The organism is Agrobacterium sp. GD03872 (assembly GCF_029840625.1).
Lineage (GTDB): Bacteria > Pseudomonadota > Alphaproteobacteria > Rhizobiales > Rhizobiaceae > Agrobacterium > Agrobacterium fabrum_A.
The window spans coordinates 1-14,123 of the sequence record NZ_JAOCCY010000023.1; the positions used below are offsets into that span (position 1 = coordinate 1).

The 14,123-nt window shown below is 61.5% G+C and carries 15 protein-coding genes; 8 read left to right on the forward strand and 7 right to left on the reverse strand.

What is annotated here, in order from left to right; all coding sequences use genetic code 11:
- The first annotated feature begins 98 nt into the window (after positions 1-98).
- The gene (betA, locus tag N5D22_RS25165; protein ID WP_279658556.1) at positions 99-1,748 is read left to right on the forward strand and encodes a choline dehydrogenase; all 1,650 of its coding nucleotides are present in this window, start codon (positions 99-101) and stop codon (positions 1,746-1,748) included.
- 3 nt (positions 1,749-1,751) lie between these two features.
- Here betA and N5D22_RS25170 read toward each other — a convergent pair whose 3' ends face one another.
- Positions 1,752-2,051, reverse strand: coding sequence for a type II toxin-antitoxin system RelE/ParE family toxin (locus N5D22_RS25170; protein ID WP_142843916.1), 300 nt, complete (start codon positions 2,049-2,051; stop codon positions 1,752-1,754).
- Positions 2,048-2,320, reverse strand: coding sequence for a YlcI/YnfO family protein (locus N5D22_RS25175; RefSeq protein WP_279658557.1), 273 nt, complete (start codon positions 2,318-2,320; stop codon positions 2,048-2,050). The genes N5D22_RS25170 and N5D22_RS25175 overlap by 4 nt, the downstream gene beginning before the upstream one ends.
- A 150-nt stretch (positions 2,321-2,470) precedes the next feature.
- Between N5D22_RS25175 and N5D22_RS25180 the strand changes: the two genes are divergently transcribed.
- On the forward strand, positions 2,471-3,814 hold the full coding sequence (locus N5D22_RS25180) for a chloride channel protein (protein ID WP_279658558.1): 1,344 nt from the start codon (positions 2,471-2,473) through the stop codon (positions 3,812-3,814).
- Between the two features lie 4 nt (positions 3,815-3,818).
- Here N5D22_RS25180 and N5D22_RS25185 read toward each other — a convergent pair whose 3' ends face one another.
- Positions 3,819-4,571, reverse strand: coding sequence for a DUF3750 domain-containing protein (locus N5D22_RS25185; protein WP_279658559.1), 753 nt, complete (start codon positions 4,569-4,571; stop codon positions 3,819-3,821).
- A 73-nt stretch (positions 4,572-4,644) separates the two neighbouring features.
- Between N5D22_RS25185 and N5D22_RS25190 the strand changes: the two genes are divergently transcribed.
- Together N5D22_RS25190 and N5D22_RS25195 are read left to right on the forward strand one after the other, a co-directional pair.
- On the forward strand, positions 4,645-5,643 hold the full coding sequence (locus tag N5D22_RS25190; RefSeq protein WP_279658560.1) for an asparaginase: 999 nt from the start codon (positions 4,645-4,647) through the stop codon (positions 5,641-5,643).
- A 134-nt stretch (positions 5,644-5,777) separates the two neighbouring features.
- Positions 5,778-6,398 carry a glutathione S-transferase family protein gene (locus N5D22_RS25195; protein ID WP_078051121.1) on the forward strand — a complete coding sequence of 207 codons (621 nt, stop codon included), beginning with the start codon at positions 5,778-5,780 and terminating at the stop codon, positions 6,396-6,398.
- 151 nt (positions 6,399-6,549) lie between these two features.
- On the opposite strand, the gene N5D22_RS25200 is transcribed toward N5D22_RS25195, so the two are convergent.
- Both N5D22_RS25200 and N5D22_RS25205 read right to left on the reverse strand, forming a co-directional pair.
- Complete coding sequence (locus N5D22_RS25200) at positions 6,550-7,209, reverse strand: glutathione S-transferase family protein (RefSeq protein WP_279658561.1); 660 nt, start codon at positions 7,207-7,209, stop codon at positions 6,550-6,552.
- A gap of 82 nt (positions 7,210-7,291) precedes the next feature.
- A complete protein-coding gene (locus N5D22_RS25205) occupies positions 7,292-7,807 on the reverse strand; it encodes a MarR family transcriptional regulator (RefSeq protein WP_279658562.1) in 516 nt (171 codons plus the stop codon).
- Positions 7,808-7,948: 141 nt separating this feature from the next.
- On the opposite strand from N5D22_RS25205, the gene N5D22_RS25210 reads away from it, so the two are divergent.
- Positions 7,949-9,478 (forward strand): MDR family MFS transporter, encoded by a 1,530-nt coding sequence (locus N5D22_RS25210; protein WP_279658563.1) that lies wholly within the window; start codon positions 7,949-7,951, stop codon positions 9,476-9,478.
- Positions 9,479-9,514: 36 nt separating this feature from the next.
- On the opposite strand, the gene N5D22_RS25215 is transcribed toward N5D22_RS25210, so the two are convergent.
- Together N5D22_RS25215 and N5D22_RS25220 are read right to left on the reverse strand one after the other, a co-directional pair.
- Complete coding sequence (locus N5D22_RS25215) at positions 9,515-9,814, reverse strand: addiction module antidote protein (RefSeq protein WP_279658564.1); 300 nt, start codon at positions 9,812-9,814, stop codon at positions 9,515-9,517.
- The gene (locus N5D22_RS25220) at positions 9,795-10,109 is read right to left on the reverse strand and encodes a type II toxin-antitoxin system RelE/ParE family toxin (RefSeq protein WP_279658565.1); all 315 of its coding nucleotides are present in this window, start codon (positions 10,107-10,109) and stop codon (positions 9,795-9,797) included. Before N5D22_RS25220 ends, N5D22_RS25215 begins: the two co-directional genes overlap by 20 nt.
- 237 nt (positions 10,110-10,346) lie before the next feature.
- On the opposite strand from N5D22_RS25220, the gene N5D22_RS25225 reads away from it, so the two are divergent.
- The 3 genes from N5D22_RS25225 (at position 10,347) to N5D22_RS25235 (ending at position 14,123) form a co-directional block, all read left to right on the forward strand.
- Positions 10,347-11,357, forward strand: a complete 1,011-nt coding sequence (locus N5D22_RS25225; protein WP_279658625.1) for a ligase-associated DNA damage response exonuclease — start codon at positions 10,347-10,349, stop codon at positions 11,355-11,357.
- Position 11,358: 1 nt separating this feature from the next.
- Positions 11,359-12,984, forward strand: a complete 1,626-nt coding sequence (locus N5D22_RS25230) for a cisplatin damage response ATP-dependent DNA ligase (RefSeq protein WP_279658566.1) — start codon at positions 11,359-11,361, stop codon at positions 12,982-12,984.
- A 173-nt stretch (positions 12,985-13,157) separates the two neighbouring features.
- A complete protein-coding gene (locus N5D22_RS25235) occupies positions 13,158-14,123 on the forward strand; it encodes an alpha/beta fold hydrolase (RefSeq protein ID WP_279658567.1) in 966 nt (321 codons plus the stop codon).

The window sequence follows — 14,123 nt, forward strand, 5'->3', positions numbered from 1 at the left end:
CTCCCCCCTTGAGGGGGAGATGCCCGGCAGGGCAGAGGGGGGTAAGCCCCACCCGGCAGCAATCAATCGGAACCAACGCTCATCGGAGAGAGCAGATCATGCAAGCAGACTACGTCATCGTCGGTTCGGGTTCCGCAGGCTCCGCCATCGCCTATCGCCTGTCGGAAGACGGTCGTTATTCTGTCACCGTCATCGAGGCAGGCGGTTCGGATTTCGGACCCTTCATCCAGATGCCGGCCGCACTCGCATGGCCGATGAGCATGAAGCGCTATAATTGGGGTTATCTCTCCGAGCCCGAGCCGAACCTCGACAATCGCCGCATCACGGCACCGCGCGGCAAGGTTATCGGCGGCTCGTCCTCCATCAACGGCCTCGTTTACGTGCGTGGCCATGCCGAGGATTTCAACCGCTGGGAAGAGCTTGGCGCGCATGGCTGGGCCTATGCGGATGTGCTGCCTTACTTCAAGCGGATGGAACATAGCCATGGCGGCGAGGAAGGCTGGCGCGGCACGGATGGGCCGCTGCATGTGCAGCGCGGCCCGGTCAACAACCCGCTGTTCCACGCCTTCATTCAGGCCGGCGCTGAGGCCGGTTTCGAACTGACTGACGATTATAACGGCTCCAAGCAGGAGGGTTTCGGCCTGATGGAGCAGACCATCCATAATGGTCGCCGCTGGTCCGCCGCCAATGCCTATCTGAAACCGGCGCTGAAGCGCGGCAATGTCACGCTGGTCAACGGCTTCGCCCGCAAGATCGTCATCGAGAACGGTCGCGCGGTTGGCGTCGAGATCGAGCGCAAGGGCGTGGTGGAAACCATCACGGCCAATCGCGAGGTCATCGTCTCGGCATCCTCCTTCAATTCGCCGAAACTGCTGATGCTCTCAGGCATCGGCCCCGCCGCACATCTCAAAGACATGGGCATCGAGGTGAAGGCGGATCGCCCAGGCGTGGGCGCAAATCTTCAGGACCATATGGAGTTTTATTTCCAGCAGGTCTCCACCAAGCCAGTCTCGCTCTATTCCTGGCTGCCGTGGTTCTGGCAGGGCGTGGCAGGTGCGCAATGGCTGCTGTCGAAGGGTGGTCTCGGGGCTTCCAACCAGTTCGAGGCCTGCGCCTTCCTGCGTTCAGCTCCCGGTCTCAAACAGCCTGACATCCAGTATCATTTCCTGCCCGTCGCCATTTCCTATGATGGCAAGGCGGCAGCAAAAAGCCATGGTTTTCAGGTGCATGTGGGTTACAACCTGTCGAAATCGCGCGGCAATGTCACGCTCCGCTCGGCCGATCCGCATGACGACCCGGTCATCCGCTTCAACTATATGAGCCACCCGGAAGACTGGGAAAAATTCCGCCATTGCGTGCGCCTGACGCGCGACATCTTCAGCCAGAAAGCCTTTGACGATTTTCGCGGGCCGGAAATCCAGCCCGGCGAAAGCGTGGAGACGGATGAGGAGATCGATGCCTTTTTGCGGGAGCATCTGGAAAGCGCCTATCACCCCTGCGGCACCTGCCGCATGGGCGACAGGGACGACCCGATGGCCGTCGTCGATCCCGAATGCCGGGTGATTGGCGTAGAAGGCTTGAGGGTCGCCGACAGCTCGATCTTCCCGCATGTGACCTATGGCAATCTCAACGGCCCGTCGATCATGACCGGCGAAAAGGCGGCGGATCATATTCTCGGCAAAACCCCGCTGCCGCGTTCCAATCAGGAACCTTGGGTGAACCCGCGCGCGGCCGTCAGCGACCGGTGAGGGTCAATGGTAATCGTCCTCGCGCTGGTGGCGGATCGCGAGGATGGACACGGTTTCCGCATCTTCGATTTGAATGAGGACGATGTAACCGGAAGATCCGAACGGAACGAGCAGTTCTCGTAAGAGTGCGTTGTCCCCAGGCGCCTTGCGCGTTGCGAAAGGAAATTCGCTCAGTCCCTCAATCGTTGAAATGATTCGGTCCACGGCTTTTTCCGCCGTCGAAAAATCCTTTTCCAGTAGAAAATCATATAGCCGTGTTATGTCCGCTCGGGCTGCAATCGTGTACCGGAGATTGAAGGTCACTCGCCACGCTCAGCTTTCTTGGCGGCGAGCATCGCCCGCAATTCCGAATGCACCTCTTCGGCCGAATAAAAAATCCCCGTGCGTTTGGATTCTTCGAGCGAGGCCAGCCCGCGCGCAATGAACTCTGCCTGTGATTTACGGATTTCCACCTGCCTACGCACGGAATCCTCAACGAAGGAAGAGAGCGTTTCGCCGTCCTTCAGCACGCTTTCCGCCGCCTCGCGAAAATCCGCCGTTACCCGCAGCGAAGGCAATGTCGCCGTTTTCATATTGCGTCTCCATGCGTTGCAATTGCGATGCGCAGAATGCGCCGATAGGGGCGGTCTGTCAAATGCAAAACCTTGCAATCCCCGCCCGAGAGGCGGATAAACGGGCTTCCCGCCTGATGACGACCATCAAAATCACCGATCTGGACCGCCATGCCCGTCGACTACAAAAAGCTGAAGATGCTCCGCCGTTCCCGCGTCGTCTGGGGCTCCTGGCGGGTGTGGAGGCCGAGGGCGGTTTTCTGGATTGGCGCGATTGCGGTCGGCCTTATCAGCGTCGGTTTTGCGTGGGCGGCGGATCGGGCCCAGCACCTTTTCTTTGCGGCGACATCATCGGGCGAATGGGCCTTTCTGCTGCCGCTCATCATCACGCCGCTCGGCTTCACGCTCTGCGCCTGGCTCGCGATCACGGTTTTCCCAAATGCCGGCGGCAGCGGCATTCCGCAGGCCATCGCCGCGCGGCACCTGCGGGAAGATGCGGACCGTTCGCGGCTTCTGTCGCTGAAACTCGCCTTCGGCAAGGTGGTGCTGACGGTGGCCGGGCTTTTGTCCGGTGCCTCCATCGGCCGTGAGGGCCCGACCGTTCAGGTTGGCGCTTCGATCATGCTGCAGGCCGCCCGCTGGGGCGGCATGGCGCAGGCGAAGGGTCTCATTCTCGCTGGCTCGGCGGCGGGCATCGCGGCGGCTTTCAACACGCCGCTCGCGGGCATCGTCTTCGCCATCGAGGAAATGAGCAAGACCTATGAATCCCGCGCCAATGGCCTCGTTCTCACTGCCGTCATCCTGTCGGGCCTCGCTTCGCTGGCGCTGGTCGGCAGCTATACCTATTTCGGCACCAGTTCGGTGATGGCGAAAACGACCATGGACTGGCTGCTGGTTCTGGTCTGCGGCATTGGCGGCGGCGCGTTCGGTGCGCTGTTTAGCGCAGGCGCTTTGCGTCTTTCCGCCCGCATCCGGCGATTCGCCCAGGCCATGCCGCTGAAGCGGATGCTGGCGGTCGCCGCCGCCTGGGGCCTTGCCTCCGCCGTCCTCGGCATCGCAACGGGCGGCGCGACCTTCGGAACCGGTTACGAACAGGCGCGTGCGGCAATCGAGGGCGAGGCCGCGCCCGCATTCTTCTTCATCGAAAAACTGGCGGCGACGTTCCTTGCCATGATGTCGGGCATTCCCGGCGGCATTTTCGCGCCGTCGCTGTCGGTGGGCGCGGGTTTCGGCAGCACCATGGCCACCCTGCTCGGCACCAGCATCGGCCTTGGCGCCATCGTCGGCATGGCGGGTTATTTTGCCGGCGTGGTGCAGGCGCCGATGACGGCTTTTGTCATCATCCTCGAAATGACCGGCAACCATGAAGGCGTCATGCCCATCATGGCCGCATCGATGCTCGGATACCTGACATCGCGGCTTTTCTCCCGCGAGCCGCTTTATCATGGCCTGTCGCGTGTCTTCATCGCTCAGAGCATCCGCGCCAGACGCGCTGCTCAGGCCGGCGAAACCTAACCGCTTACGCGCGGATGCCCGCCACGCCGAAATAACCGAGCCCCGGTATCTTCACGCCGGGCCTGCTGAAATCGATGCCGGCGACAAGACCGAGAAAATTGATCTCGAAACCGCTGCGCGTACCTGCCGAAATGCCGAACAGGCCGCCGAGCGAAACGCTTGCATCCTTCCAGTCGTCGGCGATGTGGTAAAACGCGCCGTCCGGCAGATAATCGCGGCCCACGGCATCCGGCGGCAGCACGACGCCGAGTTCCGGCACGCTGCGCAGCACATGGGCGACGAAGGTGTTGGAGTTGGGGCCGGGATAAATGCGATAGCCGCCCGGCCGGCCATAGGGGTAATCGACAATCGCCTTTTCGATCTTCGGGATCAGCTTTTCCGCTTCTGCGCCGTGAATGGCGACCACCTGGCGCGGCATGTTGGAATACCAGTAGGCATCCGCCGCATAACCATTGTGGCGGATCGGCGTGCCCCAGCCCACCTTGTCGTAACGGTCATAGCTCGTAGCGCCCGGCTTTTTCAGCACGACCCAGGCGTGGCTGGCGACGGAGCCCTTGAAGCCGCCGGTCATGGCGGAAAAGACATAGACGGCGGCTTCGCCGTTGCTGGACGCCGCCGGCAGCATGCCGGAGGACGACCATCTGGCGGCGTTCCAGCCGCGCGGATGGTCCCGCATGGCCCACAGCCCGGCCGATGCCAGCGCGGGAAGCAGGTAGATAACGGCAATCGCCAGCAGCAGACGTTTTGCAAATTTCACTGATAGCCCCGTGCATCGAAAAATCAATTGCGGTATCAACGGGATAAAATCAGAACTTTTTGAGGCTGAGAGAATGAACAATTCCGTTACCGTCGAAATCACCCGCGGCAATCTCGTGGAAAGCCGCCATCAGGGCCTTGCCGTGGTGGTGGATGGCGATGGCGGCGTGCTGTTTTCGGCTGGCGATATCGAGCGCGGCATCTTCCCGCGTTCCGCCTGCAAAGCCATGCAGGCGCTGCCGCTGGTGGAAAGCGGTGCTGCGGATGCCTACGGCTTCGGCAACCGTGAACTGGCGCTTGCCTGCTCCTCGCATTCCGGTGAGGACGCGCATGTGGAGCTCGCCGCTTCGATGCTGGCGAAAGCGGGCAGGGATGCCGATACGCTGGAATGCGGCGCGCACTGGTCTTCCGACCAGAAAACCATCATCCATCAGGCCCGCACGCTGGAAAAGCCGACGGCGCTTCACAATAATTGCTCCGGCAAGCATTCGGGCTTCATCTGCGCCTGCTGCCACACCGGCACCGACCCCAAGGGCTATGTCGGTTACGATCATCCGTTGCAGCAGGAAATCCGCGCCACGATGGCAAGCCTGACGGGTGCTGCTCTCGGCCAGGACAATTGCGGCGTGGATGGCTGCTCCATCCCCACCTATGCCGTTCCGCTCAAAGGGCTGGCGCATGGTTTCGCGAAAATGGCGACGGGCAGAGGGCTGGAACCGGGCCGTGCGAAAGCCTCGCGCCGTCTCGTCGAGGCCTGCATGGTGGAGCCCTTTTACGTGGCGGGCACCGGCCGCGCCTGCACGAAACTGATGCAGATCGCACCGGGAAAAATCTTCGCCAAGACCGGCGCTGAAGGCGTCTTCGTCGCCGCCCTGCCGGAAAAGGGCATTGCCATGGCGGTGAAATGCGAAGACGGCACGACGCGTGCGGCGGAAGCCATGGTTTCGGCATTGCTTGCGCGCTATTTCGATGAAGGCAGCGCCGAGCAGCAGGCTTTGAGCGGCATGGCGAACCGGCAGATGCGCAACTGGAACGGCATCCATGTCGGCGATATCAGAGTCGCCGGTCTCTAAATAACCTTTGACGCGGCCGGTTGCGGGCACGATGATGACCTGCCCTGCGTGTGACGGCCATCCCATGGCCGCCGAGGGGCGGCGTCCGCATGAGGAAGAAACGGGCGCTTCATTGCTTTGGAGGTCGCATATCCATGTTCACACTGTTTTTCTCCCCCGGTTCCTGCTCCCGCGCCAGCCATATCGTGCTTGAGGAATCCGGCCTGCCTTACAAGGCCCACCGCGTCAATTTCGCGGAGGGCGAGCAACGCTCCGAGGCATTTTTAAAGATCAATCCGAAGGGCCGCGTGCCCGCACTGGCCACGGCAAGCGGCGTGCTGACGGAGACGCCCGCCATCCTCGCCTTCATCGCGCAGATGGCGCCTGAGAAGAAGCTCGCGCCGCTTGACGATCCATTCGAATTCGCGCTGATGCAGTCCTTCAACGCCTTCATTTCTTCCACCGTGCATGTTGCCCACGCGCATGGCCGGCGCGGCAGCCGCTGGGCGAATGAGGATAGTTCGCTGGCCGATATGAAAGCCAAGGTGCCGCAGACCATGGGCGAGTGCTTCGAACTGATCGAGCACGGCATGCTGCACGGTCCCTGGGTTCTTGGTACGGCCTATTCGGTCGCCGATCCCTATCTTTTCGTCATGTCCGGCTGGCTGGAAAGCGATGGCGTGGATATTGCCCGTTTCCCCAAGGTGCACGACCACTTTCGCCGCATGAACGACCGCCCTGCGGTGCAGAGGGCGCTGGCGGGCGAGAGGGGCTGAGAGGCTCAGTATTTCCGTCATTCCGGCCTTGAGCCGGAATCCAGCCGACGCGCGTCTGCGCGGCGAGAAGGACCCCTTTCAGCCCAAGGACTTGGGCTGGCTGGATGCCGGATCAGGTCCGGCATGACGGAGGGGTAAGGGGCTTAACCGCTCAGGCCGCCTCGGCGGCCCTGCTGTCCCACATCGTCTTGAACGCCGTGCGCGCCTGGCAGCGGGCGAGCCAGGCTTTCAGCGCCGGATGGGCATCGAACAGCGGCTTGTGGCCCTGCGCGTAACGAACGATTTCCGCCGCGTTGAGATCGGCGACGGTGAAACGGTCGCCCACCAGATAGTCATGGCCGGAAAGATGCTGTTCCAGCACCCGGAAAGGGCGTTTCAAGAGGCGGGCGGCGACATCGATCACGGCTCTGCCGGCATCGCCTTCCGAGAGCCCCTCGGCAATGGCGGAAGAAATCTTCAGCGAATTGGTTTCGACTTCGGTGGCGGCAAAGAAGGACCATTGCAGCATCGCCGCATCTTCCTTCAGGTCGACAGGTGCAAGCGGTCCGCCATATTTGCGGGCGAGGTAGAGATTGATCGCCATGGATTCGTAAAGCACCATGCCGTCATCCTCGATGCAGGGAATGGTGCCCATCGGGTTGATGGCCAGAAAGGCCGGGGAGAGCGTGTTGAGCGGCGCATCCGCAGCCAGCGGATCGGCAAGGCGGCGGGCCTGTATCACGGGCACATGTTTGAATTCTATGCCCAGTTCACCCGCAAGCCACAGCGTGCGCGTGGCACGGGAACGGTAGACACCGTAGATCGTCAACATCGAAATTACCCCTTGACCAGTTCGATGCGCGGCACGTTACGGTTTCGTCGTTTTAAAGTGAAGTTGCAGATCGCCGGGGCAGCTATGATTTTTTCTGATCCGTGAAGACGTCCGTATCCGGCGACAGGCGATATTCGAAACGGTCGATGAAACGTTCGAACAGGCGGGCGAATGTCTCCACATCCTCCGCCGGCCATCCATCCATCACGTCCTCGATGACGCTCATCTTGGTCCGGCGCATTTCCTGCAGAAGACTGGTGCCGAGCGGTGTGATCTCAACGATGCTGCGGCGGCCGTCTTCCTGGGAAACGCCGCGTTTCAGCAGGCCGCGCCCGACCATGTCAGCGACGACACGGCTGCCGCGCGAGGGGTCGATGCGCATGCCTTCGGCAATCGCACCCACGGTAACATCGCCTTCCGCGCGGCGCAGAATATCGAGAACGTCGATATGGGAGAGTTCGAGACCCGGAGCGAGCTTGGCAAGCGCCATGCGGCCGATGATGCGGCGGCCGATCATGATGCGCATGCGCGTCATCGTATTGCCGATCCGCTTGATGTCCTCGGGCAGATCCTCGTTCCAGTTTTCCTCAGTCGCCACGCTTCCTCGTCCCTTTCGATGCTGTTTTCCGATCACATTTAGCGGCATTAGCACAGATGTCAAAAACTTGCCATTGACATATATATGCTGATAGCACACAAATTGTCGCAGCAAAACTGCCGGAAGCCAACGAGATTTTTCATGGATATGTCCACCGCCCCCGTGGCGCCGCTTGTGTCGGATCATCGGCGCAGGCTCATCGTCTTTCTGTTCCTGATGCTGGCCATGTTCATGGCGACCCTCGATAACCAGATCGTATCGACAGCACTTCCCACCATCGTCGGCGAGTTCGGCGCGCTGGAGCGTTTCGGCTGGATCGGTTCGGCCTATCTTCTGGCCACCAGCGCGGTCATGCCGGTTTATGGCAAGCTCGGCGATCTGTTCGGCCGCAAATATGTGATGATCGCGGCGGTCGTCATCTTCACGCTGGGTTCGCTCGCCTGCGGTCTGGCGTGGTCGATGGATTCGCTGATTGCCGCCCGCGTGCTGCAGGGGCTTGGCGGCGGCGGCATCATGGTGTCGATCTTTTCCGTCAATGCGGATCTGTTCGAACCGCGCGAGCGCGCCCGCTACCAGAGCTATTCCAGCCTCACCATCATGGCGTCAGGCAGTGTCGGCCCGATCCTCGGCGGCACGATGAGCGACCTGTTCGGCTGGCGGTCGATCTTCCTCATCAACCTGCCGCTTGGCATTATCGTCATTGCAGGGCTGGCGTTGATGCTGCCGTACCGTCGTCCGGCCCGCCAGCCGAAGATCGATTATCTCGGCGCGGTCCTCTTGGCGGCCACCATTGCCAGCGTGGTCTTCTGGGCAGACAGCAGCGAATTGTTCGGCTCGCTGATCGCAGGCCCCAGCCTCGGCATCATCGCTTTCGCCGTCATCGCCGCTTTCCTGTGGGTACAGGTGGAGCGCCGCGCGCCGGAACCCGTGGTGCCGCTCAGGCTCTTCAAGGACAGCACCTTTCCACTGTTGATGATCGTCTCGCTGACCAGCGGCGGCATCGGTATCGGCATGGTCAATTATTATGCCCTGTTCCTGCAGACCACGACCGGGCTTTCGCCCTCCCATGCCGGCCTGTTCTTCATCGCCGTCACCAGCGGCATCGTCATGGGCTCGCTTTCGGCGGGACGGCTGATTTCGATCACCGGCGTCTACAAGCCCTTCTCGGTGGCGGGCCTTTCCATCAACCTCGTCGCCATGCTGCTGTTCACGCAGATGCATGCCGGAACGCCGCTTTGGGTGATTGCGGTCCTCATGTTGGCACAAGGCTTTGCTGTCGGCCTCGGCCAGCAGGCGCCGATCATCGGCGTGCAGAATTCGGCACCCAAGGCGGATATCGGTGCGGCGAGCGGCGCGGTGACCCTGACCCGCATGGGTGGTGCTGCCATTGCCATCTCGGTCTATGGCGCCATCGTGTCATCGAGCCTCAAGGGTGTGGCGGTCGATATTCCCGGCGTCGGCAAGATCGAGGAACTGACGCCGAAAATGCTCTCCGAACTGCCGGCCGCCTCGCAGGCCGCCGTCGCCTCGCTCTATTCGGATGCGTTTACGCCGCTCTTCTTCGCCGCAGCCGCAACAGCCGCCATCGGCCTTGCGGCGGCGCTGATGCTGAAACCGGTGCGACTGCCGGCGGCGGTGCAGGCGAAGCCAGCCGAAGGGGCGGCGGAGTAGTGACATATAGTCGTAAGGCTGGCGTAAATCCCAGCCTTACGCAGCACTCAATGATTTTTCGACGGCCAGTCGGAAGCCCAGTGCATGCAGGACTTTCTGCACGGTTTCATAGCGAAGCTTCGAACCGGGCTTAAGTGCTTTGTAGAGGCTTTCACGGCCCAGACCCGAAGCATCCGCAACATGTGACATTCCGCGCGCCCTGGCGACTGCGCCAAGGGCAGCAATGAACACGTCAGGGTTTTCATCTTCCATCGAGACCGCCAGATATTCGATCATGGCTTCATCGATATCCAGATAGTCCGACACATCGAATTGGCTAAATTCCGTCACGGCCATCCCTTCCTATTGTCTGCGCCATCCCGATTGCGCGTTTTATGTCCCGCTTTTGCGAAGACTTGTCCCCGCTGATCAGAAGGAAATAGATTCTCTTGCCGACGCGAGTGAAATAGACCCGATAACCCGGGCCGTGGTGGATACGCATTTCTGAAACGCCTCCACCCACCGGCTCACAATCGCCGAAGTTCCCATGCTCGGCCGCCGTGAGACGATGAAGAACCCGCACCTTGCCGGCACGATCTTTCAAAGCCTTCAGCCATTCGTCGAACTCCGCCGATTTCTCGAAGCTGTTCATGATGGTATGTATCCGATTGGATACGTTTCTGCAAGTTTAAATCCCATGGCGACCCTGTAAGCCGGTCGTGCGTTGGCGTTGCGCCCGCGAACTTCGTACCAAAACTCCATACAGCTGCGGCTCAACGCCGAAATGGCGCGTGGCAAAACAAAAGCACCCCCACTGGAAATTTAGCGCCCGTTCCGCGTTATGCTCGCAGCACTTTACATTCGCGCGGGCGGCCCTATCTCAATGAATATGAAGCCGGAACAGCTCCTGAATTCCACGCCCAAGGGCCTCTACTGCCCTGCGGGCGATTTTTATATCGATCCCGTGCGCCCGGTGGCGCGGGCGCTCATCACCCATGGCCATTCCGATCACGCCCGCGCGGGCCATGGCGCGGTTCTGGCCACGCGCCAGACGCTGGATATCATGCGTATCCGTTACGGTGAGGATTTCTGCGGCAGCGAGCAGGCGGTCACATTCGGAGAGAGGGTGGAGGTGAACGGCGTCACCGCCGGTTTCCATCCCGCCGGCCATGTGCTGGGTTCGGCGCAAATCTCGGTGGAAATGAACGGCCTGCGCATCGTCGCGTCTGGCGACTACAAGCGCGGCATCGACCCCACCTGCGCGCCCTTCGAGACGGTGCCGTGCGATGTCTTCATCACCGAGGCCACGTTTGGATTGCCGGTGTTCCACCATCCGCTGCCGCGCGTGGAAATCGGCAAGCTGCTCACCTCCATCAACCAGTTTCCCGAACGGACCCATCTTGTCGGGGCCTATTCGCTCGGCAAGGCGCAGCGCGTCATCCGGCTGCTCCGCGACAACGGTTATTCTGATCCCATCTATATTCACGGCGCGCTGGCGCGGCTTTGCGATTATTACGTTTCGCAGGGTATCGATCTCGGCGATCTGCGCCCCGCAACGCTCGAAAAAAGCGATCCCTCCGCCTTCAAGGGCGCGATTGTCGTCGGTCCGCCCTCGGCTTTTCAGGAACGCTGGGCGCGGCGCTTCAACGAACCGCTGATTGCCTTCGCCTCCGGCTGGATGATGGTGCGGCAGCGCGCCAAACAGGGCGGTGTGGAGCTGCCGCTGGTGATATCAGATCATTGCGACTGGCCGGAACTCCTGGAGACGATAAGGGAAATTTCGCCGCAGGCCGTCTGGGTCACCCATGGCCGTGAGGAGGCGCTAGTGCGCTGGTGTCAATTGCAGGGCATTGCCGCCAAGCCGTTGCATCTTGTCGGTTACGAGGATGAGGGGGATTGAGATGAAAGCCTTCGCCACGCTGCTCGACCGTCTCGTTCTCACCCCCTCGCGCAACGGCAAACTGAAGCTGCTGACCGATTATTTCCGCGATACGCCCGATCCCGACCGGGGTTACGGGCTGGCGGCGATCGCCGGCACGCTGGACCTCAAAAGCGTCAAACCTGCCCTGCTGCGCGAGCTGGTGCTGGAGCGCATGGACGAGGTGCTGTTTCGCTATTCCTATGATTATGTCGGCGATCTTGCCGAGACCATTTCGCTGGTCTGGGGCAATATTGGTGGCGCGGATGATTCCGAGGCGCAGGACCCGCGCCTCGGCGACGTCGTCACATTGATGAATTCGCTCGGCCGCACGGAGGTGCGCAGCGCGGTGCGCGATCTGCTCGACCGGCTCGATACGTCCTCGCGTTTCGCTTTCCTCAAACTCGCCACCGGCAGTCTGCGCATCGGCGTTTCGGCGCGGCTGGCACGGCAGGCGCTGGCGGATTTTGCCGGGAAAGACATCACCGAAATCGAGACCCTCTGGCACGGGCTGACGCCGCCCTATACGCCGCTTTTCGCCTGGCTTGAGGGGAAGTCCGGGCGGCCGGTACTGGCCACACCCGCCATCTTCCATTCGGTGATGCTGGCGACGCCGGTTTCCGATGGCGACCTCGATGCGCTGGACCCGGCCGACTATGCCGCCGAATGGAAATGGGATGGTATTCGCGTGCAACTGTCCCGCGCCGGAGGGACACGAAAACTCTATTCCCGCTCCGGCGACGATATTTCCGGCGCTTTTCCCGATGTTCTGGAGGCGATCGATTTCGAAGGCGTGATGGATGGCGAATTGCTGATCGGCGGGACAGCGCGCTCCAACAATCTCACCCGCACCTTCTCCGACCTGCAGCAGCGGCTGAACCGCAAGACGGTGACAGCGAAGATGCTGGATGACTATCCCGCCTTCATCCGCGCCTATGACCTGCTGTTCGAGGGCGAGAGCGATATTCGCGCGCAGACTTATCTGGAGCGCCGCGGCCGCCTGTCGGATATCATCGAGCACGCCCCGCATGACCGTTTCGACCTCTCGCCACTGATCGGCTTTTCCAGCTGGCAGGAACTCGACACGCTGCGCGCCGCCCCGCCCGATCCGGTGATCGAGGGTGTGATGATCAAGCGCCGCGACAGCGCCTATCAGGCCGGCCGCGCCAAGGGGCCGTGGTTCAAGTGGAAACGCGATCCCTATAATATCGACGCCGTGATGATGTATGCGCAGCGCGGCCACGGCAAAAGGTCGAGCTATTATTCCGATTTCACCTTCGGTGTCTGGGCGGAAGGCGAGGATGGCGAGCAGCTTGTGCCTGTCGGAAAGGCCTATTTCGGCTTCACCGATGCGGAGCTGGAGGTGCTGGACAAGTTCGTGCGCGACAATACGGTCGAGCGTTTTGGTCCGGTGCGGGCAGTGCGTGCCACGCCGGATTTCGGCTTCGTGCTGGAGGTGGCCTTCGAGGGCATCAACCGTTCCACCCGCCACAAATCCGGCGTCGCCATGCGCTTCCCGCGCATTGCGCGGCTGCGCGCCGACAAGCTGCCGGCGGAGGCGGACAGGCTCTCGACACTGGTGGCGATGATCGATGGCGTGGAAGCGTAGGGCGCCTTAAGCTCCGCCCTCATCCTCTGTGGCAGGCACGGGAACGTGGAAGACGCTGTCCAGAAATTGCCATGATGGCTGCGAATACATTGTTGTCATTCGCGAATCCGTGATTGGACAGCCTCCCGCCGCAGTGTTGAACTGCTGTTACAACCATCCCTTCAGGTGACCATATGGCAGACAAACGCTTTCTTTCCTCAGCCTTCGGACAGGAAGAGAGCGGCACCATCTTGCCGAGCCTGACGCGGCGAAGCCTGCTGGCCGGCGCCATGGGGCTGTCAGCGGCTGCATTTTTGCCGCTCCGTGCGAAAGCGGGCGTTGCCGCGCCCGAGGTTTTGCCGCTGGAACGGCAGGATTATGCGGAGGCGCGCAAACGGTTCCACACCCATCTCTTGCGAAAAATGGCTGCGCCGGAAAAATCCTCGGCGCTCGGCACGCCGCCCGGGGCGGAACGTGTCACCTATCCCGGCGGGCCGGATGGCTCCATTGAGCTTGTCGCCTGGCTCTCCCACTACCAGCCGTCAAGAACGCTGAAACCCGCCGTGCTTTTCCTCCATGGCGGCAACGCCACCGGAGACGGCCATTGGGCGCTGATGAAGCCCTATTGGGAAGCGGGCTATGTCGTGCTTCTGCCGTCCTTCCGTGGTGAAAACGGCCAAAGCGGCAATTATTCCGGTTTCTACGACGAAACGGCGGATGCGCTGGCGGCGGCCATCTATCTGGAAAACCTTCCCGGCATCGACAGAAACCGCTTCTTCATCGCCGGCCATTCCAACGGCGGTACGCTGACGCTGCTGGCCGCCATGAGCCGCAGGTTCCGCGCCGCAGCGCCCATCTCCGCCGGCGTCAATTCCTGGCGTTATTTCAACCGCTATAGCGACGAAATCTGCTTCGACGAGACCGACGAGCGCGAATTCATCATGCGCTCCTCCGTCTGTTTCGGCCCCAGCCTCAAATGTCCGGCGCTGCTTCTGCGCGGCACGGAGGAGCGGCCTTTCGATGCCGATCACCAGCTTTTCGTGGATCGCGCCCTGACATCCGGCTTCAAGGTCGACAAGAAGCTGTTGCCCGGCACCCATAACGGCGTGGTGCCGCATGCGGTGGAGGAAAGCATCCGCCTTTTCAACGCCTTCGTCTGA

Excerpts from the sequence above, each read along its gene's own strand:
- betA (WP_279658556.1), top strand. The coding sequence starts at position 99 with ATGCAAGCAGACTACGTCATCGTCGGTTCGGGTTCCGCAGGCTCCGCC.
- N5D22_RS25175 (WP_279658557.1), bottom strand. The coding sequence starts at position 2,320 with ATGAAAACGGCGACATTGCCTTCGCTGCGGGTAACGGCGGATTTTCGC.
- N5D22_RS25180 (WP_279658558.1), top strand. The coding sequence starts at position 2,471 with ATGCCCGTCGACTACAAAAAGCTGAAGATGCTCCGCCGTTCCCGCGTC.
- N5D22_RS25190 (WP_279658560.1), top strand. The coding sequence starts at position 4,645 with ATGAACAATTCCGTTACCGTCGAAATCACCCGCGGCAATCTCGTGGAA.
- N5D22_RS25195 (WP_078051121.1), top strand. The coding sequence starts at position 5,778 with ATGTTCACACTGTTTTTCTCCCCCGGTTCCTGCTCCCGCGCCAGCCAT.
- N5D22_RS25200 (WP_279658561.1), bottom strand. The coding sequence starts at position 7,209 with ATGTTGACGATCTACGGTGTCTACCGTTCCCGTGCCACGCGCACGCTG.
- N5D22_RS25210 (WP_279658563.1), top strand. The coding sequence starts at position 7,949 with ATGGATATGTCCACCGCCCCCGTGGCGCCGCTTGTGTCGGATCATCGG.
- N5D22_RS25215 (WP_279658564.1), bottom strand. The coding sequence starts at position 9,814 with ATGGCCGTGACGGAATTTAGCCAATTCGATGTGTCGGACTATCTGGAT.
- N5D22_RS25220 (WP_279658565.1), bottom strand. The coding sequence starts at position 10,109 with ATGAACAGCTTCGAGAAATCGGCGGAGTTCGACGAATGGCTGAAGGCT.
- N5D22_RS25225 (WP_279658625.1), top strand. The coding sequence starts at position 10,347 with ATGAAGCCGGAACAGCTCCTGAATTCCACGCCCAAGGGCCTCTACTGC.
- N5D22_RS25230 (WP_279658566.1), top strand. The coding sequence starts at position 11,359 with ATGAAAGCCTTCGCCACGCTGCTCGACCGTCTCGTTCTCACCCCCTCG.
- N5D22_RS25235 (WP_279658567.1), top strand. The coding sequence starts at position 13,158 with ATGGCAGACAAACGCTTTCTTTCCTCAGCCTTCGGACAGGAAGAGAGC.